This is a genomic window from Thermomicrobiales bacterium, assembly GCA_037045155.1.
In the GTDB taxonomy this organism is placed as follows: Bacteria; Chloroflexota; Chloroflexia; order Thermomicrobiales; family CFX8; genus JAMLIA01.
Window position 1 is genome coordinate 956,085 of sequence record JBAOIG010000003.1, and the last position, 23,981, is coordinate 980,065.

The window sequence follows — 23,981 nt, forward strand, 5'->3', positions numbered from 1 at the left end:
ACTCCTCAGTTTGATATAATCGCCCCATATCCTGGTCAAATGAGTGGTCCTGTAGGCTAGTGAACTGATGGCGAGACGCGCGTTCCACGTCCGTGGGCGGGAGGAACCCGGACACTTCGGAACTTGCGCTCGGAGAATGCGCCTGCATCTACGGCGTGATTCACCGTTCGCCGCTCACTGACGGCGCGCGCCAGCGCTTCGTCCGTACAGTTCCGTGGCTATCCGCGTCCCCGCAACGTGTCGGGGACAAGCCTTTGATGCCCAGCTGCCCGGATCATCCGCGGCTGCGCATACCACTCATGCTTACGAAAGAAGAGGGACGACCAGGGATGGACGAACGAACTCCGGGATTGGATGAGATTCGCGCCGAGTTGCTCGCAGGCCGCCTCGACCGGCGAACGGTGCTGAAGCGCGGCATGGCGCTTGGCCTCAGTGCCCCGATCATCGCCGGCCTCCTTGCCGCCTGCGGCGGCAGTGAGAAGGCCACGTCGACACCGAAAGCCGAAGCAACCACCGCCGCCACGCAACCGGCCGCCGCCTCAAGCCCAACCGCCGCAGCCACAGCGCCGGCGGCCACCAGCCCAACCACCGGCGGTACAACCGCAAGCCCGACAGCGCCCGCAGCCGTGCCAAGCGTGCCCGGCCATGGCCGCGGCAAGGCGGACCTGCTGCGTATCCTGTACTGGCAGGCGCCGACGATCCTCAATCCGCACTTCTCGCAGGGCACCAAGGACTCGGCGGCGTCATCGCTCATTCTTGAGCCGCTTATCGACGTCGACATCAAAGGCAACCTGATCCCCGTCCTCGCCGCCGAGATCCCCTCGCTGGAGAATGGCGGCGTCTCGAAGGACGGCTTGAGCGTCACCTACAAGCTCAAGAAGGATGTCACCTGGTCCGACGGGGAGCCGTTCACTGCCAACGACGTCAAGTTCACCTGGCAGTTCACCACCGACGAGACTGCCGCCACCACGACCATCGCAACCTATCTCCCGATCAAGGACGTTGAGGTGGTCGACGACCATACGGTGACGATCCACTTCAAGAACGCCGCGCCAGGGTGGTACTCACCGTTCGCGACCGGCTTCGGCGGGCAGATCCTGCCCCAGCACGTCCTGAAGGACTTCACCGGAGCGAAGGGGCGCGATGCCAAGTTCAATCTGAACCCGATAGGCACGGGTCCGTACAAAGTGACCGAGTTCAAGTCCGGCGACGTCATGATGTGCGAGATCAACGACAAGTACCGCGAGGCCGACAAGCCCTACTTCTCCAAGGTCGAGTTCAAGGGCGGCGGCGACGCCACCGCCGCAGCCCGCGCCGCGCTGCAATCTGGCGAGACCGACTGGGGCTGGAATCTCCAGGTCGAGAAATCCGTCCTCGTCCCGATGGCCGAGAGCAGCACTGTCGGCGATCTGCTTAACACCCCGAGCGTCAACGTCGAGCGGCTCATCGTCAACTTCGCCGACCCCAACAAGGAAGTCGATGGCGCGCGCTCCGAGCCCAGCACGCAGCATCCCTTCCTGACCGACAAGTCGGTCCGTCAGGCGCTTTCACTTGCTGCCGATCGTCAGACCGTCGCCGACCAGCTCTACGGGCCGGCCGGCAAGGCGACACCGAACATCCTCGTCGCGCCGGAGAAGTTCGCCTCCCAGAACACCTCGTTCGAGTTCAATCTCGACAAGGCCAAGCAGACGCTCGACGCGGCCGGATGGACCGGCAGCCCGCGCGCCAAGGGCGATGTCGAGATCAAGATCCTCTACCAGACCACGATCAACCCACTGCGCCAGAAGACGCAGGAGATCATCAAGCAGGGCTGGGAGAGCATCGGCGTGCCGACCGAGCTGAAGTCGATCGATGCGGGTGTCTACTTCTCGTCGGACGCCGGCAACCCTGACACGGCTGCCCACTTGTACGCCGATATCGAGATGTACACCAGCGGTCCGTCGAGCCCGTATCCGATCGACTACATGACGAACTGGAAATCGGTGAACCCGGCTGTTGATATTGCGCAGAAGTCCAACCAGTGGGCCGGCGGGAATATCCATCGCTGGGTCAACGAGGACTACAACAAGCTGTACACCCAGGCGCTAACCGAGTTGGATGAGGCCAAGCAGGTCAAGCTCTTCTGGGGCATGAACGACCTCGTCGTCAACGAGATCGTCGTCGTTCCGCTCGTCCACCGTTCCGACGTGACGGCGAACAGCAAGAAGCTGAAGGGCTTCGAGACTTCGCCGTGGACGCCAGATGTCCACGACATCGCCAACTGGTACTTCGAGGGATAGCCCGACCGTCAGATCGCAACAAAATGGCCCCGCGGGTTTGTCCCGCGGGGCCATTCTCATCTCACACTATGGTTGATCAGGCGCGTCCGCCGGCAGGTTGGGAACCAGATGCGCGTGACACCGCCAGCTCCCAGACTTCGGCGGGCTTGTCGGCCAGCAACACGACGAGATCGTCCGGCCGAGCGTGATCCATCGCTGCTGCCGCGGCGTCGAGCTCGTTCAGAATCACGGTCACTCGATCTTCATTGACCCCGTTCTTGACGAGCGTAGCCTTGATCAGCTCTGGAACCTCGCCGCGCTGCCGGCCACGCGGATTTGAATCCTCGCGGATGATGAACTCGTCGAACACTGGCGCCGCCACCTCGGTGAACCGAATCACGTCCTCGTCGCGGCGGTCCCCGGGAACCGCGATCATGCCGATCGTCCGTGACGGCATCATCCGCCGGATGAACTCGGCGAGCTCCTCCATGCCATGGGGATTGTGACAGTAGTCGACGATCACCCGGAATCCGCCGACCTCCATCAGGTTGAGCCGACCCGGAGCCTGGTAGAACGAGGTCGAGAACGACCGTAACCCGGTCCGAATCGCTTCCAGCGGCAGGTTCGACCCAAAGGCCGCGCCGGTTGCCGACAGGGCGTTCTTGATATTCACGCGCGCCCGGCCCTCGAACGTAGCCGGAATGTAACGAACATCGAGCACCGCGGTCTCCCGCTTACCCTCGATGAGATAGATCACCTCGCCGTTAGCAGTCTGGCGCAGCACTACCGCCTTGCCGCGGGCCCGCAGATGCTCTCGCACCTTCTCGTTGTTTTCGTCCATCGTCACGTAGATCACCTCGCCGCGTGATCTGGACTCCATCTCGATGCACCACTTGTCGTCGGCGTTGAGCACGACGAATCCGTCGCGGAACGTGGCGCCGGGAACGACCGCCTTGACTCGCGCGAGATCACGGATGGTGTTGATTCCGCCAAGACCAAGGTGATCGCCGGCAACGTTCGTAACAACTGCGACATCGCAACGGTCGAAACCGAGGCCGGATCTCAGGATCCCGCCACGAGCGGTCTCCAGGACCGCGTGATCGATGGTCGGGTTCTGTAGCACCATCTGCGCGCTCTGCGGGCCACTCATGTCGCCACGCAAGATCTGGGTGCCGTCGATGTAGATGCCGTCGGTCGTTGTCATCCCGACGCGACGGCCGGCCATCTGCAGAATGTGCGCGATCATGCGGCTCGTCGTGGTCTTCCCATTCGTCCCGGTCACCGCCACAATCGGCACGCGCGACGACGCGCCGCGCGGGAAGAGCAGCTCCAGGACCGGTCTGGCGACATCGCGCTGAACGCCTTCGGTCGGGTGCGTATGCATTCGGAATCCGGGGCCGGCATTGACCTCGCAGATCGCCCCGCCCTGATCCTTGACCGGCTTGTTGATATCGAGCGTGATCATGTCGATGCCAGCGACATCGAGGCCGATGACCTGCGCCGCCTGTTCGGCGATCTCCACATTATCCGGATGAATATCATCAGTCCGGTCGATCGAGATGCCACCGGTCGACATGTTCCCCGTGAGCCGAAGCTGGACGAACGTGCCTTTTTCTGGCACGGAATCCAACGTCAGCCCGTCCTTTTCAAGCAGGGTGATGACTGATTCGTCAACGCTTATTCGTGTCAGAACCTTCTCGTGTCCGATGCCACGTCGTGGGTCGGCATTGGTCACATCGATTAGCTCACGAACGGTGCGCGAGCCATCGCCGATCACGTGCGCGGGAACCCGTTCGGCGCAGGCGATCATCTTGCCGCCGACGACCAGGATCCGATAGTCACGCCCAACGATGTAGGACTCGACGATCACCGTCCCGCTTCGGCTCGCTTCGTACGCTCCCGCAAAGCTTGCCCGCACCTCGTCGTCGGTCTTCAGGTTGATCTGCACGCCGCGCCCGTGATTGCCATCGAGTGGCTTGAGCACGACGGGATAGCGGACCGTCCGCGCTGCCGAGACTGCTTCCTCGGCGGTACTGACTGTCGCCGATCGTGGGACAGGAATCCCGACGCTCCGCAAGAGCTGGTTCGTCAGGCGCTTGTTGCTGGCGATGTCCACGGCGATATCGCTCGTAGCAGAGGTAACGGTGGCCCAGATACGCTTCTGGTGAACACCGTGTCCGAGCTGGACCAGCGAGCGACGCGGATCGAGGCGGATCACCGGAATTCCCCGGCGCTCGGCCTCATCGACCAATGCCTTGGTGCTCGGACCATATGCGATCCGCTCGGCAAGCCGAATGAGCGTTTCCAGCTCCGACTGATAGTTGAACTCAGCGTCATTGCGATAGACGAGCGCGTTAACCAGACGAGTTGCGAGTCGGCCGGCTGCCAGGCCAAGGTCCGGCTGCTGGTATTGAAAGATGACATTGTAGACGCCACGCGCGTCGGTCGAGCGCGTCAGTCCGCGCGTGCCCTCGGAGCCGGCGAGCGACTGGAGCTCGAGCGCCACGTGCTCGACGACGTGGCCCATCCATGTTCCCTCTCGCAGGCGTTCGATGAACCCGCCTGGTCGCCCCAGCGAGCAATAGTGATCGTAGAGTGTCGGCATCAACCCGATCAGGTCGTCCGTGAAGCCTTCGATCAGGTTCGAGGGCCGATCCTCGAGCTCGCCAATATCGAGCTTCAAGACGATCACGGGGACGCGAGCCCAGATGTTCGGGCCACGGTAGACGTGGGAATCCAGGATTTCGACAGCCATCGCCAACCCCCTACAATCCCTGAACGTGCCGCGGGCCCGAGAGGCCAGCAGCTATCAGACATGGACGGTGCAAGCGGGCGTGGATCCTAGCCGACCAGGACCTTACGCTCGCCCATATCAAATCGGCAGCCTTCGGCAACAAAGTGAACCAGGACATTTGCCACAGTCAGCGGATGCTTTCCGTGGCTGGCGAAGACGTCGCTCTTCATATGCGAGCCGTCCACGATCAGGACAGACCCACGACCGACGACTTCCATGGTTCCCTGCGGCCAGATGAGCGCGGCAGTATCTTCGTCGATGCCGAGCCCGAGCAGTCCCGGGTTGAAGCTCACCATTGTCACCAGTCGACCGACGCGGTCACGCTCACGAAAGTGCTGGTCGATGATGACTGAATCGATCAGGCCCAGGCCCGGCGACATCGTCGCGTTGTGCGGGCGAGGCGTCGAGCCGCTGGGCCCGCCAGCAACCATGATGGCGCTCATCACCGATGCCCCGGCGCTCGTTCCGCCGATGGTCGCGCCCTCACGATGCTTCCGAACAATCGTTCGCGCGATCTCGGTGCCTCCCAGGATCGCGGCAACGCGAATCTGATTCCCACCGGTAATGAAGATGCCGGTGCTTTCCGCGACAATGTCGACCAGCTCGCCGCGGTTCGCATCCTCACGGTCTCCGACGAAGACGACATCCGCCGTCGTCGCCCCGAGCTCGAGGAAGATGCCCTTGTATCGCTGGCCGGCGTCGTCGATTGCTGAGGCCGTCGGGATAATCGCAATACGCGCGGCATCCCCGCCTGACAGCTCGACGAACCGCCGCAGTATCTTCCGATTCCCGAACTTGTCCTCAGCGCCGCCTATAGCGAGTAACGGCCCGAAATCGATTTGACCCAACTGCACTCTACGCCCCTGATCCGAATCCCGCTCCGTGCGATGGACTATACGGAAGCATGCATCGTCCGGTCAACGATTCGCGGATGCTGTGCGTCGCGCAGCGTCCGCAAACGGAGAATCATCGTATTGCATACCGTAGGAATCACGCCACGCCTCGGCTTGCGCCGCCGACACACGCATGAATCGGCCCTCTGCCTCAGCAAGCAGCTCCTCCGTGTCCACCTGTCGTATTTCAGCGCGCGTATCGATCGCGCGAGAACGTCGCTCGTCGATGCGGGCTGTTACCCGCACCCGTCGTCCAACCGCAAGCGGTCGTCGATACGTCACCGCCATCCGAGCGGTAACGGCAATATCGCCCTCGTTCGTCACGGCCCAGTTCATCGCCTCGTCGAGAATCGTTGCGGAGATTCCCCCGTGAACCATCCCGAGGTAACCCTCGTGCTCGCGGGCCGGCGTAAACTCGGCCCAGACCCCGCCGCCTTCGAGCGGCCGGAACCGCAGGCGCAGTCCGATCGGATTCAGGCCCCCGCAGCCGAAGCAATGGTGGCCAATCGTATCCTCATTGATCGGCGACGCCGAGGCATCCCAGGGTTCGCTCATCAGGCATCCTGCCCTGAGCTCGATGACGCCGCCGACTCGACCCACGGGCGGGCGCCGCGATCGCGGAGCATCCCGAAGATGCGAAGCTGCTCGTCCACACACATGATCGCAATGGCGTCGCCCGGTTCGCTCGCATCGAGGGCTGCGAGTAGTGCGTCGTACTCGCCGAGCGCCACATCGTACAGCCGGCCGCCAGCGCCGGCCGCCTCGATCACACCGCGCATGATTGCGACACCCTCGCCTGCCGGGCGTCCACGCAGATACTTCGGCGTCTCCTTCAGGTAGACCATGTCTGCGCCAGCGGCCGCAACATGTCCGAGCGCCACGAAGACGGAATCCTGTCGATCCCCGGCAGTGCCAACAATCACCCGCAGTCGGTGGCCAGGCGACATCAACGAGCGGGAGAACTCGATGAGCGACTGCAGGCCGCTTTCATTATGGGCGTAGTCCACGACCACAAGGCGGCCATCGAGGCCATACACGTTGAGACGTCCAACGTTATGTCGCACATCAGGAGTGAACGTCGCCACCCCGCGGGCGAGATCCGCGTGCGAGATGCCGAGGCTTAGCGCAGCCGCGGACGCCGCGAGGACGTTCTCGACCATATGTCGCGCCCGACCTGCGTATGTCATCGGCGCATCGCTGAGATTGAAGAGCAGGGTACGGGATTCGCCTTCCAGGAGAACTACCTCATCGAGGTCGCGCACGACCGCCCAACCACCATCGGCGACATGCGCCTGGATCGCAGGGTTGTTGGCATCCTGGCTGGTCAACGCAATCGACGCTCGCACGCGCGCGCGCTGCGCCAGCACAAGAGGATCGTCAGCATTGAGAACGACGGTTCCCTCCGGGCGCGTAACCTGAATCACGACGCTCTTGACTTCCGCCAGAGTCCCAATCGTCGCAATACCGTGCATATCGAGATGGTCGGCCGACACGTTCAACATCACGCTAACGTCGTTCGACTCGTACCCCAGCCCGCGCAGCAAGATTCCGCCACGGGCCGTCTCGAGCACCGCAACTTCGACGAGCGGGTCCGCAAGCACGCGGCGAGCGCCGGCAGGCCCGGTGTAGTCGCCATCAAGAACGAGCTCGCCATCGATATAGACGCCGGACGTACTGCACCAACCGACGTGCTGGCCCCTCGCGCGAACGATGTGCGACAGGAGGCGAGTCGTCGTCGTCTTGCCGTTTGTGCCAGTGACCCCGACCGCTGGAATCCGGCGGTCCTCGTCGCGAACATACTCGGGCCGGTCGTCGCATCGTTGGTCGTTGGCCAGAATGTCAGGCAACGCATCGACATCGTCTGAGTTCAACTCGCCATCGATTGCGGCCACCGCCAGCTCCGCTATCCAACGAGCCACGCCACGCCATTCCCACGGATAGAACAGCGCAAGGTGGTCGGGAGTGTCCAGGGCTCGCCAGCCGGCTTCTGGTGGCGTGAGGCCCGCGCGCTCGTGCAGCGCGCTGACGACCGCTGGCAGAGCATCGATGATCGTTTCCGGCAACGTCATGCCGAGCACCTCCGACAGCCGGCGTGACGAATCCTCTGGAACTGGCTCATCGGCATCCAGCACCAACTCGAGCTTGATCGCCGGACAAAGGAGAAACATGTTCGGGCCATCCAGGTCGCGGATCTCCACAAGTTCCACGACGACACCGCCTTTGGTTGCGCGAACGGACACAGGGTAGGAGTGATGATACTCCCAATGAGAGTATGGCAGGTATTGGTCCGTGGCGTCAGTCAGTAAGCGTGCGAACGTGGAGCAGGTTCGTTCTGCCGCTCACACGATAGATCGGGATGCTGCCAACAAACAGGGCTTCATCGCCGACGTTCGCATATCCGGCTTCAATGGTCTGCCGGGAAGCGGTCGCGAACAGCTCGTCGATATCGTCGGTCATCGAGAAGACGAGCGCGCGAATTCCCCAGACAAGCGACAGCTTGCGAGCGACGTACGGATCGGTTGTCATCGCGATCACTGGCACGCCGGGCCGGAACTTCGCCACCAGGCGAGCGCTTGCGCCGGACAACGTAAACACGACAATACAGTCGATCGGCGCAGCGTCGGTCATCTCGCGAGCGGCGCGCCCAAGCGCATCGGTAATAATCTGTTCCGGGTCGGTAGCCGGGAGCGTTCGGCTGACAGCCGGGGAACGAATCGGCCCATGTCGCTCGACCTCGTGGATAATCCGGCTCATCATCTCAACCGCGGCAACCGGATGCCGGCCAGTTGCCGTCTCGGCGCTCAACATGACGGCGTCAGTGCCGTCGAGGACAGCGTTTGCGACATCGCTCGTCTCCGCCCGAGTTGGAACCGGCTGCATGATCATCGATTCGAGCATCTGGGTCGCGGTGATCACCGGCGTCCCCGCTCGGTTACACGCGGCAATGATCTCCTTCTGGACGATCGGCACACGCTCAAGCGGCAGCTGAACGCCCATATCGCCGCGCGCGACCATCACCGCGTCGGCAGTTCGGACGATCGCATCCATATCATCGATGGCCGCAGGCCGCTCGATCTTGGCGACGATTCCGGGAGTAATGCCGAGTGTTCGCGCATATTCGCGGGCGACGATGATGTCGTCGGCGCTGCTGATGAACGACAGGCCAAGATATTCCACGCGCTGTCTGGCAGCGAAACGGATGTCGATCTTGTCCTGCTCGGTGAGGCTGGCGTTCTGTAGCCGGACGTTTGGCAGTGTCACACCCTGGCGGCCGGCCAGCGGTCCTCCTCGGCCAACGCCACAGACGACATGGTCATTTTCGATGCTCTCGACCACGAGTTCGATTAACCCGTCGGCCAGGAGGATTCGTGATTCCGGCTGCACAACACTCAGCAGATCCGGGTAGGTGACCCCGAGTTGCTCTCGCGTGCTGATCACCGGCGTGGAGTAGACGCGCACTTTCGTGCCACGCGCCAGCATGGCTGGTTCAGAACCCTCCAGCGGGCCAGTGCGGATTTTCAGCCCGGGAAGGTCAAGGAGGATCGGGATATTCCTGCGACGAGATTCTGCGATCTCGCGCACCATCGCGATCTGTCGCGTCCGTCCTTCGATCGTGCCGTGGGCGCAATTGACCCGCGCGACATCGACACCGGTGTCAATGATCGCTGCCAGGTTGTCCACCTCGCTGACCGAAGGACCGAGTGTCGCGACGATCTTTACCTGACGACGAAACGGGGACCCAGCCGCAAGAATCGATGAAGCAGCCGCATCACGGGCGGTGTATACCATGCAACTCTCTCCGCATGTTCCAGCTCGTCGAAGCCATCAGACAACGACGCCGCTATACTAGCCTACGCGATACGTCCAGCCGACTGGCGCCAGATCGGGAAAGAGCCAACGTGATCGAGGAATTCACTGTCGAGGATCTGCAGTATCTCTACGTCGTCGTGCCGAGCGACGAGGCCGAAGGTACCGAGAATCTCACTGCCGCCGAGATGAGCGACAAGCAATTTCGTGAGTGGATCGTCGGGAAGAGCGAATGGCACGGCATTCAGGTCCTGCCGACGTTCGGCAAGCTCGAGCTCGAGACGCGGGTAAAGATGGTCAACCGACTGGTGCGACGCGGAATCAGGATCCACCTTGCGCCTCGACCACCCGCTCAGGCCTGATCCGCCGAGCTGTCTTCGCTCAGAATGCCGCAGTTGCAAGCCGTTGTCAGTAAACGCTGTACGGTTTCGTTGGTAAGCTGCGCGTCTGGAAGCCGGCTTGTCGTCGTCGCGATGACGCCTTGTCGAGCAAGAATCGTCTTCGCGCTGCCAACGAGCAGTCCGAGCGACTGTGCCTCGTAGACGAGGAACGGCAGGATCCGTAGATAGATCTGTTCGGCCCCTGCCCGGTCGCCAGCCTGGTATGCAGCCCATGCGTCAACGAGCTCGCGCGTCAGGTCACAGCCGGGGATCAGCCCGTCCGCGCCCGAGTCGAGAACATCGAGCAGATAGAGTCCGCCGTGGCCGCCAAGGATGCGGAGCCGGCCACCGGCGACCTTCCGCGCACGGGTCGCGTTGGACCAGTAGGGCAGCGCCTCGACCTTGTATGACCGCACGTTGGGAAACGCCTCGGCCAGCTCCAACACGAACTCGACACCCAGCTCGACGCCGATCGCAAACGGAGCGTCCTGAATCATCACCTGCCCGTCGGTCGCTGCCGCGACGCGGCCGAAGTGTGCGCGAAGGTCATCGCGAGTCCAGTCTGGCCGACGCGGTGGCGCGACCATGACTTCGGCGGCCCCGAGACGGTTGGCCATCGTGACCAGCCGGCAGGCGTCGTCGGTCGTATCTGCCGTGCAGCCCGCCAGAACCGGCAGGTCGCCCGCAGCGGCGAGCACGGTCGCGAGGACCGCTGCCCGCTCCTCGAACGTGAGGTAGATCCCCTCTCCGGCAAGCCCGAGAGCCAGAAGCCCATCGGCGCCGGCCGCCCGTTGTTCACCAACGACCCTGTTGAGTGACGCATGATCGACCTCGCCGTTCGAATCGAACGGCGTTACGATCGCGGGAACAACCCCGCGCACACCTGTCATCGGTCACCGCCCTCGTCACCTATGCGTCGTTCCCAGCCGGGCGCGAACAACGGCAGGAAGTTCTGGGCCTGATACGGATGCTTTTCGACCTCGCTCCAGTTCAGGTCTATGCCGAGCCCGGGCCGATCCGGCACAACAATCGCGCCATCACGCACCACCACCGGAGGCTCCACGATCTCGCGCTCCCAGCCGGAGTTGAACTCATCGAATAGCTCCTGAATCATCAGATTCGGCGTTGCTGCGCCGAGCTGGACACAGACGGCGGTGCAGATCGGCCCCTGGGCCTGATGTGGTGCGACGACTGCGTAGTGTGCGTCCGCCATTGCGCACACCTGCCTCGTTCGCCAGATGCCGCCCATGTTGCCGGGATCTGGCTGGAGTATGTGAACCGAATTGTGCGACAGGAGCTCGGCAAACTGCTGGGTGCTGGTGAAGCTCTCGCCGGTGGCCACTGGAACGGAAATTCGGCGCGCGACTTCCGCGGTGGCGCCGATATGCTGATGAGCGATGGGTTCCTCGAACCAGGCCGGCTCATAATCGACCAGGCGCTCACCAACCCAGATAGCCTCTGCCACGCTGAAACGGCTGTGGCCCTCGATCATGATCTGGATATTCGGCCCGACCGCCTCTCGGACACCGGCTACGATCTCCAGAGAGAGCGTTCGCTCGGCCGGCGACATCACTCGCCAGGCCGCCCCGAAGGGATCGAACTTCAGCGCGCGATAGCCCCTTGCGACGACTTCGGCGGCTCGCTCCGCGAACGCCTCAGGGGTGCGCGGGCCGGTGTACCAGCCGTTGGCATAGACGGGCAACGATTCGTGATAGCGTCCGCCAATCAGATCGTAGACTGGCCGGCCTGTTTCCTTACCAATAATGTCCCAGCAGGCTTCCTCGATCGCTGCGACAGCATTGCCGTGGATCTGTCCACCATCGGAGTAAAGGTCCCGAGTCATCCGCTGGACGATTGTTTCGACCTGAAACGGATCCATCCCCTGATAGCGTGGCGCAAGCTCGTGGATCGCGGTCTCAACGGTGCGACCGAATGCGTTGAGCGTCCCCTCTCCCAGGCCGTAAAGACCCGGCTGATCGGTGTCGAGCCGAAGAAAGAGCCAGTTCTTCCATGGATTCCCAACGAGGTACGTCGTCGCCCGCGTGATCCGTGTCACGTCGCCAACCACCTTCCGATCTGACACGTGCGTGTTTCGCGCGCCCACATCATCGCAGGTCGTCAGGCTGATGTAACTGTCGAGCTGGCAGAGTGGGCCGCGATGGCTAGCCATCCTGCTCCGCGACGAAGCGAGCCGGTAGATCGACCAGAATCTTTTCGAGACGTTCGATCTCGGAGCGCAGCGTCGTGACACGGCGCGACGCGCGATCGTGGTCGATGGGGGCCACCATCATCTGCCTCTCGAGCAGCTGCGCGTAACCCTTGATCACGGCAACCCGGTTCATCAGATCGTGGAGATCCCTCCGCGTGATAACGTGCGTCTGCTCGTCGTTCATTTCACGTGGATCCCCTCGTGCTACCATAGAGACGGTTGCGCGACGCCCCCCGGCAGTCCTTCCGCATCGCGATAGAAGATAGTGAACGCAGCCCGCGTGCCATGCTGGGGATTCAGCACGCCCCGGGTGGCGGGGTGTTCGTGAGGTAACGTCAAGAGGGATATCTTGCCGACTCATTACGATCACATCGCATCGATTGCCGACCTGGACCGACTGCTCGACGAGTCAGCGTCGCGGGTCATCATCCTCTTCAACCACGACCCCTCGTGCCCCATCAGTGCCCGCGCGTTCCGGGAAATGGCGCAGGTATCGCATGACGCTGCGATCGTCGATGTCTCCCGATCTCGTGAGGTCACGGCCGCAGTCGCGCGCCGCACGGGTTTGCGGCACGAATCTCCGCAGGTGCTTGTCCTCTCGGATCGGCGCGGGGTCTGGAGCGCGTCGCACTTTGCGATCTCGGTCGCAGCTGTTGAGCAGGCAGTGAACCTGGCCAGCCAGCCGCCAGAATGACCAGCAACGCAAAAGCGCCGGCCAAGTGGCCAGCGCTTTCGTTGTGAGCCGCGTAGGACTCGAACCTACAACCCACTGATTAAGAGTCAGTTGCTCTGCCAGTTGAGCTAGCGGCCCATCCGTCGGGGCGGCTATACGCCGTCCTGCGACGTCGGGAATCGTAGCAGACGTCGCCAGACCGCGCAATCCCGGCCGCGAAATCGCGCAGAGGGTGGTTACGGTTACGGTTGGTACAATCGCCGTTGGCATGCCGCGATTCGCCCGGCCACTGCATGAGCCAGGCGAGGATGGGTGATGGGATGGTGTCGTGGAGCGAGTCGATCGATTTTTAGCTGCCTGCCACCGTCAACCGGTGGATTGCACGCCAGTATGGTTCATGCGTCAGGCAGGACGCTATATGCCCGAGTACCGCGCGATCCGCGCCCGGCACACACTCCTGGACATCTGCGCCCAGCCCGAGTTAGCCGCCGAAGTGACGCTTCAGCCAATCAATGCGTTCGATGTCGATGCGGCGATTATCTTCGCCGACATCCTGCTGCCGCTCGTGCCGATGGGGATGAATCTGGAGTTTGCGGCCGGCGAAGGGCCTGTGCTTCACAATCCGCTGCGATCGCGCGCCGATATCGACGCGCTTCGCGATATCGACCCGGTAGCCGACCTGAAATCGACGCTCGACGCGTTGTCGATCGTCCGGCGTGAGATTGATGGCAAGGTCGCGTTGATCGGCTTTGCCGGCGGACCATTCACACTCGCAAGTTACGCGATCGAAGGCGGCTCCTCTCGCAACTACCAGATCACCAAATCGCTGATGTATCGGGATCCGGATACGTGGTTCACGTTAATGGAGAAGATCACCCGGATGACATCCGCATACCTTCTGGCCCAGGTAGCCGCCGGCGCGCAGTGCGTCCAGATCTTCGACTCCTGGGCCGGCGCGCTCTCTCCGGATGACTATCGTCGCTTCGTCCTGCCAGCCACGAAGTCGATTGTCGACTCAGTACGGTCGGCCGGCGCGCCGATAATCCTGTTTGGGACCAACACAGCCGGCATGCTCGATGCCATTGCGAGCGCGGGAAGCGATGTCGTCGGCGCAGATTGGCGAATCGGCCTCGACGATGCCTGGCGCCAGATTGGGCACGACCAGGCGATTCAAGGCAACCTCGATCCGCTGCTTCTCTTCGCTCCCGCGGATGAGTTGCGCAGTCAGGTCGCCGCGGTGCTGGATCGCGCCGGCGGCCGACCGGGCCACATATTCAACGTTGGGCACGGTATTCTGCCCGAAACGCCAACGGAGTCTGTCCACGCAGTCGTCGAGATGGTGCACGAGATGACGGCTCACGAGTAAGACGAAACCGCTAGTCACACGAGAATCCGTGAGGGAGGAGCCCCAGGTGAGAACAATTGGCGTACTGATGATGGCGTATGGCGGGCCGAACAACCTCGCCGAGATCGAGCCGTATCTGGCTGATATTCGCAACAATCGCCCGACGTCTCCGGAGCTGCTCGAAGAAATCACCAGTCGCTACAGGCAGATCGGCGGGAGATCACCGATTCTTGAGCTGACCAGGGCGCAGGCGACCGGCGTCGAGCGCGCGCTGAATGACGCGGCGCCGGAGGGTATCGCCTACCGAACTTACGTCGGCATGCGTCACTGGCACCCGTATATCGGCGAGGTCGTGCCGCAGATGCTCGCGGATGGTGTCGAGGCGATCGCGGCAATCGTCATGGCCCCGCACTTCAGCCGGATGAGCGTTGGAGCGTACCTCGGGAAGCTGAACAAGGCACTCGTAGAGCAGGGCTCGACAATCCCGGTCATCCCGATCGAGTCGTGGAAAGACGAGCCGGCCTTCATCGAAGCCGTTGCAAGACGGATCGACGACGCGCTGGATCGCTTCGCGCCAGAAAAACGCGCTGACGTGCCGCTTCTTTTCACGGCACATTCGCTGCCAGCACGGATCCTGGAATCGGGCGACCCCTATCGGGAGGAGCTACAGGCTTCAGTCGCCCTTGTCGTCGAGCGGCTTCAGCCACGCAACTGGCGCTGGGCATTCCAGAGCCAGGGCGCCACAGCCGAGCCATGGCTTGGCCCGACGGTCGAGGACACGCTCGAGGAATTGGCCGCGCAAGGCTTCGACAGCGTGCTGTTCGTCCCGATCGGCTTCGTCTGTGACCATGTCGAGGTGTTGTACGACATCGATATCGAGCACAAGCACCAGGCGAACGAGTTGGGTATTCGACTTGAGCGGATCAACATGCTCAACGACGATCCCGGTCTGGTGGCAGCGGTGACACATGCGGTCTCGCGCGCAGTGATGCAACCGACTGTCGGCGACTGAGTCGGGCCTGGAGCGGCGGCGATCTCACGACGGGGCGAGCCCGACGATCTCGGCGTATCGCGCGACTGTGGCGATATGCTGGTCCGGCGTCGAGCCTTGCCCCATCGTGTTGATTGCCATGTGGGTCGCTCCGGCTGTTCGCCATGCTTCCGTCTGCTCCAGCCATTCCGCCTCGGCAGCGGGTCGGAGCGTGATGCGGCCTTCGAGGCCGATGGACGCAGGATCGCGGCCGGCCATCTCAGCGGTGCGAGCAATCAACTCCTGGTTCCGCCGCAGCTCATCGCCCGGCATCCCGCTAGGGAACCAGCCATCAGCCAGCCGGCCAATCCGCCGCATTGTTGCGTCGACGTAGCCACCCATCCAGATCGGGATCGGTTGCTGAACTGGAAGCGGATTGATCCCGGCCTCCGGAATCCGATGATCGGCGCCGGCGAAGTCCACGACCGGCTCTGTCCAGAGCCGTCGAAGCACCTCGACCTGCTCTTCGATTCGCCTGCCGCGTGTGCGGAACGACTCCCCGAGCGCCTCGTACTCGACTTCGTTCCAGCCAACACCAACGCCGAGCCGCAGCCTGCCGCCGGCCAACCGGTCGATCTCCGCAGCCTGTTTGGCGACAAGCGCCGTCTGGCGCTGGGGCAGGATGAGCACGCCAGTCACCAGCTCCAGGCACGTGGTGATCGCCGCAAGATAGCCGAACATCACGAAGACCTCATGGAACTGGTGTTCGGTACTGTAGGGACCACCCCAGCCTGGCCGATGCGCCAGCCCGGCGCCAAGCACATGATCATATGCGAGCACGTGCGAGAACCCCGAACCTTCGACGGTCTGTGCATACGCGCGAACTGCCGGCGCATCCGGTCCGATCTCTGTCTGTGGAAACACAACACCGATCTTCATCTCACCCCCGTCGCTGATTTTCTTTGTAGACCCGACTGCCGTTTCATCATTGAAACCGAGCGCCGTTCGTTATACTGGGGCGCATGAGCATCCAGCGCAACATGCCAGCGGACATTTCGCTCCCCGAACCCGCCGCGAGCGTGGCTCGTCGAGCGCTGATCGAGGCACGTCTCCGTGGGCTGCCAGCCGCCGAGGAGTATCGAGTCATCACCGAACGGCTCTATCGGGCCGGGTTTCGGGATATGCCACCCGGCATGCTCGTCAGCTGGATCGAGACCGAAGTAGCCGCCGACTACGAACACCTCCTCGAGATCCGGGCGCTCGGGGAGCGTGTGTTCTCCAGACTCGCGTCAGGCGATCTCGCAGCCGCCGCCTGGGCAATTGCCTGCGAACTGTCGCCCGACGAGCGCCAGCGGCTTACTGCGGGGATCCACCGACTTCAGGAGCTCGACGAGAGCTAGACGACCGGCCAGTGATTGGTTGTCGCCCCTTGCTTCCAGATCCCGGGAGGCATGCTAGGATACGCCCGTTCGACAATCCAGCGAGAAGTGAAGGTGGTGACGACGATGCTCACGTTGACGGTCGACCGTCACGTCTCCGTGCCGATGCGCGATGGCGTGATCCTCTCGGCGGATGTCTATCGCCCGGCCGGCGTCGGTCCATTCCCGACGGTTCTCGTTCGAACCCCGTACGACAAGGGAAGTCATGGCCCGAGCCCACTGTTGATCCGCGTCGCGAGCGCCGGATATGCGGTGATGGTCCAGGATACCCGTGGCCGGTATATGTCGGGCGGCGAGTTCATCCCGTTCGTATATGAGCGCGACGACGGATTCGACACAATCGAATGGCTCGTCGCCCAGCCATGGTGCAACGGAAAGATCGGGATGTACGGGGGATCGTACGTCGGGGTAACCCAATGGCAGGCGGCGCTGAGCCGCCATCCAGCGCTGAAGGCAATCGTGCCAAACGTCACTGCCTCCAACCTTCATCACGGCTGGGTCTACCAGGGAGGCGCATTCGAGCTCGGCTTCAATCTCTCGTGGACGGCCGCCGGCCTCTCGCACGACACCGCGCTGAAGGCCCATGGCGGCGACATGTCCGCGCCCGATATGCAGGAGCTGCTCGACATTACCGATAGCCAGACAGCCGCCTTCGAGACGCTGCCACTACGCGGCCGCGAGATTCTCCAGCGGCACGCCCGCTACTACGATCAATGGCTCGATCATCCTTCCTACGATGACCTCTGGGAGACGCTCGACGTCAGGCCTGCCTACCATGACCTGTCTGTCGCGGCACTGAATCTGGGTGGTTGGTACGACATCTTCCTCGCTGGCACGCTGGAGAATTTCAGTGGGCTGCGGGCGGCCTCCGCTGATCCTTCGCGCCACCAGCTGATGGTCGGCCCGTGGCATCACGAAGGCCTGCGCAGCGGCAACCCGATCGGCCGCATGACCTTTGGCATCCGATCGACTGGTGGTTATGTCGACGAGGGCGGGATGCACCTGCGGTGGTATGACCGTTGGTTGCGCGACGAGGACAATGGCGTCGAGGGCGAGCCTCCGGCCCGCTTGTTCGTGATGGGCGCAGGACGCTGGCGGACAGCCGATTCCTGGCCATTGCCCGGAACCGACTTCCAGGACTGGTTTTTCCATTCCGGCGGGCGCGCCAACAGCGCCAGCGGCGACGGCGTGCTGTCACGCGACGCGCCAAGCGAGGAGCCGCAGGACAGTTTCGTCTACAACCCACGCAACCCTGTGCCAAGCGTCGGTGGGCCGCTGTGCTGCAACAACGTCTTCACCCTTGGCGGCGCGTTCGATCAGCGCGCGGTCGAACAGCGTGAGGACGTGCTCGTGTACACAACCCCTCCACTCGAGCACGACATCGAGGTGACGGGGCCGCTGAAGGTTGTGCTGTTCGCCGCGTCGACAGCGCCCGACACCGACTTCACCGCCAAGCTGGTAGACGTCCACCCGTGCGGTCTGGCACAGAATCTCAATGACGGGATCATCCGGGCACGCTACCGACAATCGATGCGTGAGCCGATGCCTATCACGCCAAATGAGGTGGTGGAGTACGAGATCGATCTCATCGGAACAAGCAACATGTTCCGCGCCGGTCACCGAATCCGCGTCGAGATTTCGAGCAGCAATTTCCCGCGTTTCGACCGCAACCCGAACACCGGCGAATCGATTGCGACCGCAACCGAGCTGGTGAACGCCATGCAGACGATCCATCACTCCCCCTGGGCGCCGTCGCGTATCGTGCTACCCGTCGTCGAGGCGTAATCGGCGCTCGGCCAGCCAGCGTGTGCGATGATCCGGCGTGTGAGGCGGCGAGAGGATAACGGAAGGTATGCCAACTGTGACTGATATTCTCGTGCGCGATCTTGCGCCGGATCTGATCCTCACCGGTGGACGCGTAGTAACGATGGATCCGGACCTGCCGGAGGCAACGGCGCTGGCGGTCAAGGATGGCCACATCCTCGCTGTCGGCGGCGATGTCGCGATCGAGGAGCTGGCCGGCCCGGGAACGCAACGGTTCGCGCTCGGCGGCCGGCTGACAATCCCCGGAATCATCGACACCCATAACCATATGATCTCGATGGGCACTGTGCTGAACGAAGTTCAGCTCTACGCTGCCCGGTCGATCGACGAAATCAAGGAGCTCGTAGCCGACCGGGTGCGGACCTCACCGCCGGGCGCGTGGATCCTCGGACGCGGTTGGGACGAGAGTCTGCTGGCCGACAAGCGCTTCCCGAATCGCCACGACCTGGACGAGGTCGCGCCGAACAACCCGGTCGTCCTCGATCGCGTCTGGAATATGCTCCTCGCCAATAGCGCCGCACTTCAAGCGGCCGACGTCGGGCGGCACACACCGGACCCTCCGGCTGACGCGCTATACGCGGGTCGGATCGAGCGAGACGAGCGAGGCGATCCAACCGGTATATTCCGTGACCGCGCGAAGGAGTTGATCAAGCGCGCCGTGCCGGTCCCGACGACCAGCGACGTCGAGCATGCTATCCGGACTGCTTGTCGGGAGTTCAACGCTCACGGCATGACATCCATCTGTGATCCCGGTCTTTTCTCCGACGAGATCCATGCCTACTACAACGTGCTGTCCGCCGGTGACCTGACCGTCCGCGTCGGGATGTGCATCGCGGGTTGGGGGTTCGGAACGGCAGACCAGGAAGCGACAATCGAGACGAGGGTCGACTCGACTGGCGTCGCGTCCGGTTACGGCGATCCCTTGCTGAAGTTCGATGTCGTCAAGTTCATGCCCGACGGCGGCGTCGGCGATCGAACGGCACTGATGTTCCAACCCTACCTGAATGAGCCGAACAACTGCGGGCAGTTCGTCTTCTCCGAACGAGATCTGTTCAACCACGTCGACTGGTGCCACGACCGTGGATGGTCGATCGACTGCCATGCCTGTGGTGATCGGATGATCGAGCTCGTTGCGAAAGCGTATGCCGCCGCATACGAGCGCCGGCCCGACGCGCGCATTCGCCACCGGCTACACCATGCATACCTGCCAACGCCGACCGCTCTCGAGCTGATGCGGGAATATCGTATCCCGGCGCTGGCGACGATCCCGTTCCTCACAAACCTCGGCGAGAGCTTCGTCACCAGCCTGGGGGAGGATCGGGCATCGGGGATCATGCCGCTGCGAAGCTACCTCGATGCGGGCGTTCCGCTCGCCCTCAGCTCGGACGCGCCGGTGACCACGTTCAATCCATTCGTCGGCTTCTACAGCGCGGTTACGCGCAAGACGGTATACGGACGCACATTGGGTGCGGACGAGCGCATCTCCCGCGAGGAGGCGCTACGACTCTACACACTCGACGCGGCGCGGGTGACGTTCGAAGATGACATCAAGGGATCGCTCTCCCCGGGCAAGCTCGCAGATATTGCCGTGCTCGACCGCGACATCCTCACTGCGCCGGAAGACGATCTCGCCGGTACTCGCGCGGCGCTAACGTTGATCGGCGGCCGGGTTGTAGTGGACAAGCTGTCTGGCACGATAGCCGGCCAGGGACAGTAAGGGAGGCGCCGAGTGCCGCTCTGCTATTTCCGCCCTCGGGAGGCGGCTCACGACTTCCATGTACTTGGCTGGGTCGACATCGCGGCGAATCGCATCGTGCCAATGGATTCGTCGCTCGCCGACCTTCTCGAGATGCCGGCCGGCCAGCGTGCCGAGCAGATTCACGAGGAGGTCACAACATCTGGAGCGCACATCGCGTTCGATGATGCGTGGCTGCTTCCGCCCATCGACGAGCAGGAGGTGTGGGCGGCCGGCGTCACCTACGAGCGTTCGCGCGACGCCCGGATGGAAGAATCGCAAACCGACGATATCTACGACCGCGTCTACGATGCCGCGCGTCCGGAGATCTTCTTTAAGGCCCCACCCTATCGGTGTGTCGGCCCGTATGAGCCAATCGCTATTCGGCATGACTCCAGCTGGAATGTCCCCGAGCCCGAGCTCGCGCTCGTGATCGATGGACACGGCGATATCGCTGGTTACACGATTGGCAATGATGTCTCTTCTCGCTCGATCGAGGGAGAGAATCCGCTGTATCTCCCGCAGGCGAAGATATTCACGGCATCCTGCGCGCTGGGTCCCTTGATCATGCTCGCCGACGAGATCCCCGACCCACGCAGCCTGTCGATCGCAATGTGGATCGAGCGCGGCGACGCGGTCGTCTGGCGCGGAGAGACGTCTACCGCGAGCTTGCGCCGATCGCTGGAAGACCTGATTGACTGCCTGCTCGTTTCGCTGGAGTTTCCGGTCGGCGTCGTGCTGATGACCGGCACCGGCCTCGTGCCGCCGGCCGAATTCACGCTGGAAGCAAGCGACACCGTCCACATCCGCATCGACGGGATCGGAACGCTATCGAACCATGTTCGACGCCTTGCCCCTCGGCGACGCGCGAAGTAGCCATCCGCGCCGATGGGGCGAGCGGACGGTTGATCTCCACGGGAGGCAACGTCTGGGGGATCAGGCTGTCTGACCTACGCTCCTATCGTCGATCCGGGAAGAATCTGGATCCGAACGATATCCCCGGCCTCCAGTGTGGAATACGCCTCAGGGATGACGATCAGGCAGCTTGCCTGAGCCAGCCCGCCGAGCATGGCCGCCCCCTGCCCGTCAGTGGGATGGACGGTGACCGACCCCCCACTCACCGACGCGATACCACGCACGAAGCTCCGTCGGCCCGCCCGGTCGGAGAGGGCAACGGCGAGGTGAGCGTCCATCTCGGGCAGACCGATCGATGCAAAGCCCAGCATCCGGCGGATGGCCGGCCACCCGAACTGCAGAAACGACACCCATGCGGCGACCGGATTTCCAGGCAACCCGAGCAGTGGCGTCGTGCCCAGAGTGCCGAATGCCAGCGGTCTTCCCGGCTTCATCGACACTTGCCAGATGTCGATCGACCCCTCCTCGCGGAGGACATCCTTCACCAGGTCGTAATCACCAACCGACACGCCACCGCTGGTGATAAACAGATCAGGCATGTCCTCCGTCAGTAATCGATCGCGTATGTCTGCTTCAGAGTCCCGGGCAATGCCGAGCGGCACGACCGTGCCACCAGCCTGGCGGACCAACGCCGCCAGCATAGGAGCATTGGAGTTCCAGATGGAGCCCGGCGTGAGAGACCCTCCCACCTCAACCACCTCGTTGCCGGTGGACAGGATCGCAACGCTTGGCCGGCGTCGCGCCATCACATGGGAGATGCCAGCAGAGGCCAGGCTGCCGATCATTGCCGGCGTCACCTCGGCGCCCGCGCCGGCCACGATCGCCCCTGCTGGGATATCCTCCCCGGCCAGCCGGATATTGTCGCCGGCGCGGACCGATCGCGACAGATCGATCCAGTCGCCATGCTCGTGGACATCCTCGAAGCGGACAACCGCGTCCGCATCACGGGGCGTTGGCGCCCCGGTGGTGATGCGGATGGCCTCGCCTGCCGCCATCGGAGGATCGATCGACTGGCCAGCAGCGATCCGACCGACGACGCGCAGCGTCACCGGTGGAGCGACGGTGTCACCCGAACGAATCGCATACCCGTCCATCGCTGAATTGCGAAAAGGCGGCGCGGCGTTCCGTGCGCGGACATCTGCGGCGAGCGCGCGGCCCAGCCCGTCGAGCAGCGGGATGTCATCACCCGGAAGCGGCGAGAAGAACGCGAGAATCCGCGCCAACGCCTCGTCGACGCCAATCGCAGCCTCGTGATTCCGCTGCGTTCGCTCCCGGGTCATGCGACTCCAGACCTCGTAATCGCGCGCTAGAGGCTCTTCATCGCCTCGACAAGCCCGCGGACTGCGTTGGCCGAGCTCTGCAACGCAGCCTGTTCGGCCTCGCTGAGCGTCAACTCGATGATCTGCTCGACACCGCAAGCGCCAAGCTTCACCGGGACACCGACGTACAGCCCATCGACGCCGTATTCGCCCTCCAGGAGGACAGAACACGGGAGCACGCGCTTCTTGTCGAGCATGATGGCGTCCACCATCTCCGCTGCCGAGTTACCGGGCGCGTAGAACGCGGAACCCGTCTTGAGCAGGGAGACGATCTCCGCGCCACCACTGGCCGTCCGCGCGGAAAGGGCGGTGATGCGTTCCTCCGACAGCAGCTCGGTGATCGGAATACCGGAGACCGTCGTGTAGCGCGGCAGTGGAACCATGGTGTCGCCATGTCCGCCGAGGACGAGAGCCTGCACATCCTCAACCGAGACGCCGAGCTCCATCGCCACGAAGGTGCGATAGCGAGCCGAATCAAGCACGCCAGCCATGCCGATCACGCGCTCCTTCGGGAAGCCCGCCGCGTCAAATGCCGCATGACACATCGCGTCGAGGGGATTGGAGACGACGATGATGACAGTATCGGGAGATGCCGCTACAACCTGTTCCGTGACGCTGCGAACGATGCCCATATTCGTCCGCAGGAGGTCATCGCGGCTCATCCCGGGCTTGCGGGCGATGCCGCTAGTGATAACGACAACATCGGAGCCGGCCGTCTCGTCGTAGGAGTTCGCGCCGGTGACAGTCGAGTCGTACCCGACCACCGGGCCGGCCTGCATCAGGTCTAGCGACTTGCCCTGCGGCATGCCCTCGACGATGTCGACGACGACGATGTTCGCGTAATCGCGTTTGGCCAGCTCCTGGGCGACGACGCCGCCGACCATGCCAGCGCCGACAACTGTGACCTTACCGCGTCCTCGCATAGTGCCCACATCCCTCCACAGGTGATTCGTCGCACGGGCGTGGCCCTGGACAGTTGGACAGGCCACGCACATGCATGATAGCATCGGCGCCGCGCCGGTTCGGAATGGCTTGTGCGGTATCCCGGCGTCACGGTATACTCTCCCGTGCTCGCACTCGGAGAGCAAGCTTGCCCAGGTGGCGGAACAGGCAGACGCGCTAGCTTGAGGGGCTAGTGCCCGTTAAGGGCGTGGGGGTTCAAATCCCTTCCTGGGCACCGATAGATCATCAGGTTGTGAGGGCGATTAACTCAGCTGGAAGAGTGCCACGTTTACACCGTGGATGTCAGAGGTTCGAGCCCTCTATCGCCCACCGTTGGGTGAAACAGGTACAATCCACCAACATGCCGAGGTAGCTCAGTCGGTAGAGCATACGACTGAAAATCGTAGTGTCGGCGGTTCGATCCCGCCCCTCGGCACCACCAGAGACGCGGGAGGCCACAATGGCCTCCCGCTCTTCG

General features: G+C 63.1%; 20 protein-coding genes and 4 tRNA genes. 12 read left to right on the top strand and 12 right to left on the bottom strand.

The features are described from left to right. The first annotated feature begins 329 nt into the window (after positions 1-329). Complete coding sequence (locus V9F06_07760; GenBank protein ID MEI2617514.1) at positions 330-2,279, top strand: peptide ABC transporter substrate-binding protein; 1,950 nt, start codon at positions 330-332, stop codon at positions 2,277-2,279. 76 nt (positions 2,280-2,355) lie between these two features. Here the strand turns inward: V9F06_07760 and cphA are convergent, their stop codons facing one another. From cphA to pyk, 5 genes are all read right to left on the bottom strand, one after another. After that, on the bottom strand, positions 2,356-5,013 hold the full coding sequence (gene cphA / locus V9F06_07765; GenBank protein MEI2617515.1) for a cyanophycin synthetase: 2,658 nt from the start codon (positions 5,011-5,013) through the stop codon (positions 2,356-2,358). An 86-nt stretch (positions 5,014-5,099) separates the two neighbouring features. Beyond that, complete coding sequence (locus V9F06_07770) at positions 5,100-5,906, bottom strand: cyanophycinase (protein MEI2617516.1); 807 nt, start codon at positions 5,904-5,906, stop codon at positions 5,100-5,102. Positions 5,907-5,969: 63 nt separating this feature from the next. Beyond that, entirely contained in the window at positions 5,970-6,500 is a 531-nt protein-coding gene (locus V9F06_07775; GenBank protein MEI2617517.1) for a PaaI family thioesterase, read from the bottom strand. Beyond that, positions 6,500-8,152: a Mur ligase family protein gene (locus V9F06_07780; protein MEI2617518.1), complete on the bottom strand. Its 1,653-nt coding sequence runs from the start codon at positions 8,150-8,152 to the stop codon at positions 6,500-6,502. The genes V9F06_07775 and V9F06_07780 overlap by 1 nt, the downstream gene beginning before the upstream one ends. Positions 8,153-8,240: 88 nt before the next feature. After that, positions 8,241-9,734, bottom strand: coding sequence for a pyruvate kinase (gene pyk, locus V9F06_07785; protein ID MEI2617519.1), 1,494 nt, complete (start codon positions 9,732-9,734; stop codon positions 8,241-8,243). 110 nt (positions 9,735-9,844) lie between these two features. Here pyk and V9F06_07790 point away from each other — a divergent pair, with 110 nt between their 5' ends. Beyond that, positions 9,845-10,114, top strand: a complete 270-nt coding sequence (locus tag V9F06_07790; protein ID MEI2617520.1) for a hypothetical protein — start codon at positions 9,845-9,847, stop codon at positions 10,112-10,114. Here V9F06_07790 and V9F06_07795 read toward each other — a convergent pair. The 3 genes from V9F06_07795 to V9F06_07805 are packed head-to-tail and all read right to left on the bottom strand — an operon-like array spanning position 10,105 to position 12,525. Next, the gene (locus V9F06_07795; GenBank protein ID MEI2617521.1) at positions 10,105-11,022 is read right to left on the bottom strand and encodes a dihydrodipicolinate synthase family protein; all 918 of its coding nucleotides are present in this window, start codon (positions 11,020-11,022) and stop codon (positions 10,105-10,107) included. The two genes, V9F06_07790 and V9F06_07795, sit on opposite strands and share 10 nt — an antisense overlap. Next, positions 11,019-12,302, bottom strand: coding sequence for a mandelate racemase/muconate lactonizing enzyme family protein (locus tag V9F06_07800; GenBank protein MEI2617522.1), 1,284 nt, complete (start codon positions 12,300-12,302; stop codon positions 11,019-11,021). The genes V9F06_07795 and V9F06_07800 overlap by 4 nt, the downstream gene beginning before the upstream one ends. After that, the gene (locus tag V9F06_07805) at positions 12,295-12,525 is read right to left on the bottom strand and encodes a hypothetical protein (protein ID MEI2617523.1); all 231 of its coding nucleotides are present in this window, start codon (positions 12,523-12,525) and stop codon (positions 12,295-12,297) included. The genes V9F06_07800 and V9F06_07805 overlap by 8 nt, the downstream gene beginning before the upstream one ends. Positions 12,526-12,690: 165 nt before the next feature. On the opposite strand from V9F06_07805, the gene ytxJ reads away from it, so the two are divergent. Beyond that, complete coding sequence (ytxJ, locus tag V9F06_07810; GenBank protein ID MEI2617524.1) at positions 12,691-13,035, top strand: bacillithiol system redox-active protein YtxJ; 345 nt, start codon at positions 12,691-12,693, stop codon at positions 13,033-13,035. A 44-nt stretch (positions 13,036-13,079) separates the two neighbouring features. Here the strand turns inward: ytxJ and V9F06_07815 are convergent. Further along, positions 13,080-13,152, bottom strand: a tRNA-Lys gene (locus V9F06_07815). Positions 13,153-13,342: 190 nt separating this feature from the next. Here V9F06_07815 and hemE point away from each other — a divergent pair. Together hemE and hemH are read left to right on the top strand one after the other, a co-directional pair. After that, positions 13,343-14,380 carry a uroporphyrinogen decarboxylase gene (gene hemE, locus V9F06_07820; GenBank protein ID MEI2617525.1) on the top strand — a complete coding sequence of 346 codons (1,038 nt, stop codon included), beginning with the start codon at positions 13,343-13,345 and terminating at the stop codon, positions 14,378-14,380. A 46-nt stretch (positions 14,381-14,426) separates the two neighbouring features. Beyond that, on the top strand, positions 14,427-15,371 hold the full coding sequence (gene hemH, locus V9F06_07825; GenBank protein ID MEI2617526.1) for a ferrochelatase: 945 nt from the start codon (positions 14,427-14,429) through the stop codon (positions 15,369-15,371). Positions 15,372-15,395: 24 nt separating this feature from the next. On the opposite strand, the gene V9F06_07830 is transcribed toward hemH, so the two are convergent. Continuing rightward, on the bottom strand, positions 15,396-16,268 hold the full coding sequence (locus V9F06_07830) for an LLM class F420-dependent oxidoreductase (GenBank protein ID MEI2617527.1): 873 nt from the start codon (positions 16,266-16,268) through the stop codon (positions 15,396-15,398). A gap of 101 nt (positions 16,269-16,369) precedes the next feature. Between V9F06_07830 and V9F06_07835 the strand changes: the two genes are divergently transcribed. The 4 genes from V9F06_07835 (at position 16,370) to V9F06_07850 (ending at position 21,203) form a co-directional block, all read left to right on the top strand. Further along, entirely contained in the window at positions 16,370-16,729 is a 360-nt protein-coding gene (locus V9F06_07835; protein ID MEI2617528.1) for a hypothetical protein, read from the top strand. 105 nt (positions 16,730-16,834) lie between these two features. After that, complete coding sequence (locus tag V9F06_07840; GenBank protein ID MEI2617529.1) at positions 16,835-18,553, top strand: CocE/NonD family hydrolase; 1,719 nt, start codon at positions 16,835-16,837, stop codon at positions 18,551-18,553. 67 nt (positions 18,554-18,620) lie between these two features. Next, entirely contained in the window at positions 18,621-20,309 is a 1,689-nt protein-coding gene (locus V9F06_07845; GenBank protein MEI2617530.1) for an amidohydrolase, read from the top strand. Between the two features lie 12 nt (positions 20,310-20,321). Continuing rightward, complete coding sequence (locus V9F06_07850) at positions 20,322-21,203, top strand: fumarylacetoacetate hydrolase family protein (protein MEI2617531.1); 882 nt, start codon at positions 20,322-20,324, stop codon at positions 21,201-21,203. Between the two features lie 74 nt (positions 21,204-21,277). Here the strand turns inward: V9F06_07850 and glp are convergent, their stop codons facing one another. Continuing rightward, the gene (gene glp / locus V9F06_07855) at positions 21,278-22,522 is read right to left on the bottom strand and encodes a gephyrin-like molybdotransferase Glp (GenBank protein ID MEI2617532.1); all 1,245 of its coding nucleotides are present in this window, start codon (positions 22,520-22,522) and stop codon (positions 21,278-21,280) included. Positions 22,523-22,548: 26 nt separating this feature from the next. Continuing rightward, positions 22,549-23,484, bottom strand: coding sequence for a malate dehydrogenase (mdh, locus tag V9F06_07860; protein MEI2617533.1), 936 nt, complete (start codon positions 23,482-23,484; stop codon positions 22,549-22,551). Positions 23,485-23,653: 169 nt separating this feature from the next. Here mdh and V9F06_07865 point away from each other — a divergent pair. The 3 genes from V9F06_07865 (at position 23,654) to V9F06_07875 (ending at position 23,942) form a co-directional block, all read left to right on the top strand. Next, positions 23,654-23,738, top strand: a tRNA-Leu gene (locus V9F06_07865). A 22-nt stretch (positions 23,739-23,760) separates the two neighbouring features. Then, positions 23,761-23,833 (top strand) — tRNA-Val (locus tag V9F06_07870). Positions 23,834-23,866: 33 nt separating this feature from the next. Beyond that, positions 23,867-23,942 (top strand) — tRNA-Phe (locus V9F06_07875). Positions 23,943-23,981 lie beyond the last annotated feature (39 nt).

Bases quoted from the DNA above. Each gene is read 5' to 3' on its own strand.
- V9F06_07760 (MEI2617514.1), top strand. From the start codon at position 330: ATGGACGAACGAACTCCGGGATTGGATGAGATTCGCGCCGAGTTGCTC.
- cphA (MEI2617515.1), bottom strand. From the start codon at position 5,013: ATGGCTGTCGAAATCCTGGATTCCCACGTCTACCGTGGCCCGAACATC.
- V9F06_07775 (MEI2617517.1), bottom strand. From the start codon at position 6,500: ATGAGCGAACCCTGGGATGCCTCGGCGTCGCCGATCAATGAGGATACG.
- pyk (MEI2617519.1), bottom strand. From the start codon at position 9,734: ATGGTATACACCGCCCGTGATGCGGCTGCTTCATCGATTCTTGCGGCT.
- V9F06_07795 (MEI2617521.1), bottom strand. From the start codon at position 11,022: ATGACAGGTGTGCGCGGGGTTGTTCCCGCGATCGTAACGCCGTTCGAT.
- V9F06_07800 (MEI2617522.1), bottom strand. From the start codon at position 12,302: ATGGCTAGCCATCGCGGCCCACTCTGCCAGCTCGACAGTTACATCAGC.
- V9F06_07805 (MEI2617523.1), bottom strand. From the start codon at position 12,525: ATGAACGACGAGCAGACGCACGTTATCACGCGGAGGGATCTCCACGAT.
- V9F06_07830 (MEI2617527.1), bottom strand. From the start codon at position 16,268: ATGAAGATCGGTGTTGTGTTTCCACAGACAGAGATCGGACCGGATGCG.
- V9F06_07835 (MEI2617528.1), top strand. From the start codon at position 16,370: ATGCCAGCGGACATTTCGCTCCCCGAACCCGCCGCGAGCGTGGCTCGT.
- V9F06_07840 (MEI2617529.1), top strand. From the start codon at position 16,835: ATGCTCACGTTGACGGTCGACCGTCACGTCTCCGTGCCGATGCGCGAT.
- V9F06_07845 (MEI2617530.1), top strand. From the start codon at position 18,621: ATGCCAACTGTGACTGATATTCTCGTGCGCGATCTTGCGCCGGATCTG.
- glp (MEI2617532.1), bottom strand. From the start codon at position 22,522: ATGACCCGGGAGCGAACGCAGCGGAATCACGAGGCTGCGATTGGCGTC.
- mdh (MEI2617533.1), bottom strand. From the start codon at position 23,484: ATGCGAGGACGCGGTAAGGTCACAGTTGTCGGCGCTGGCATGGTCGGC.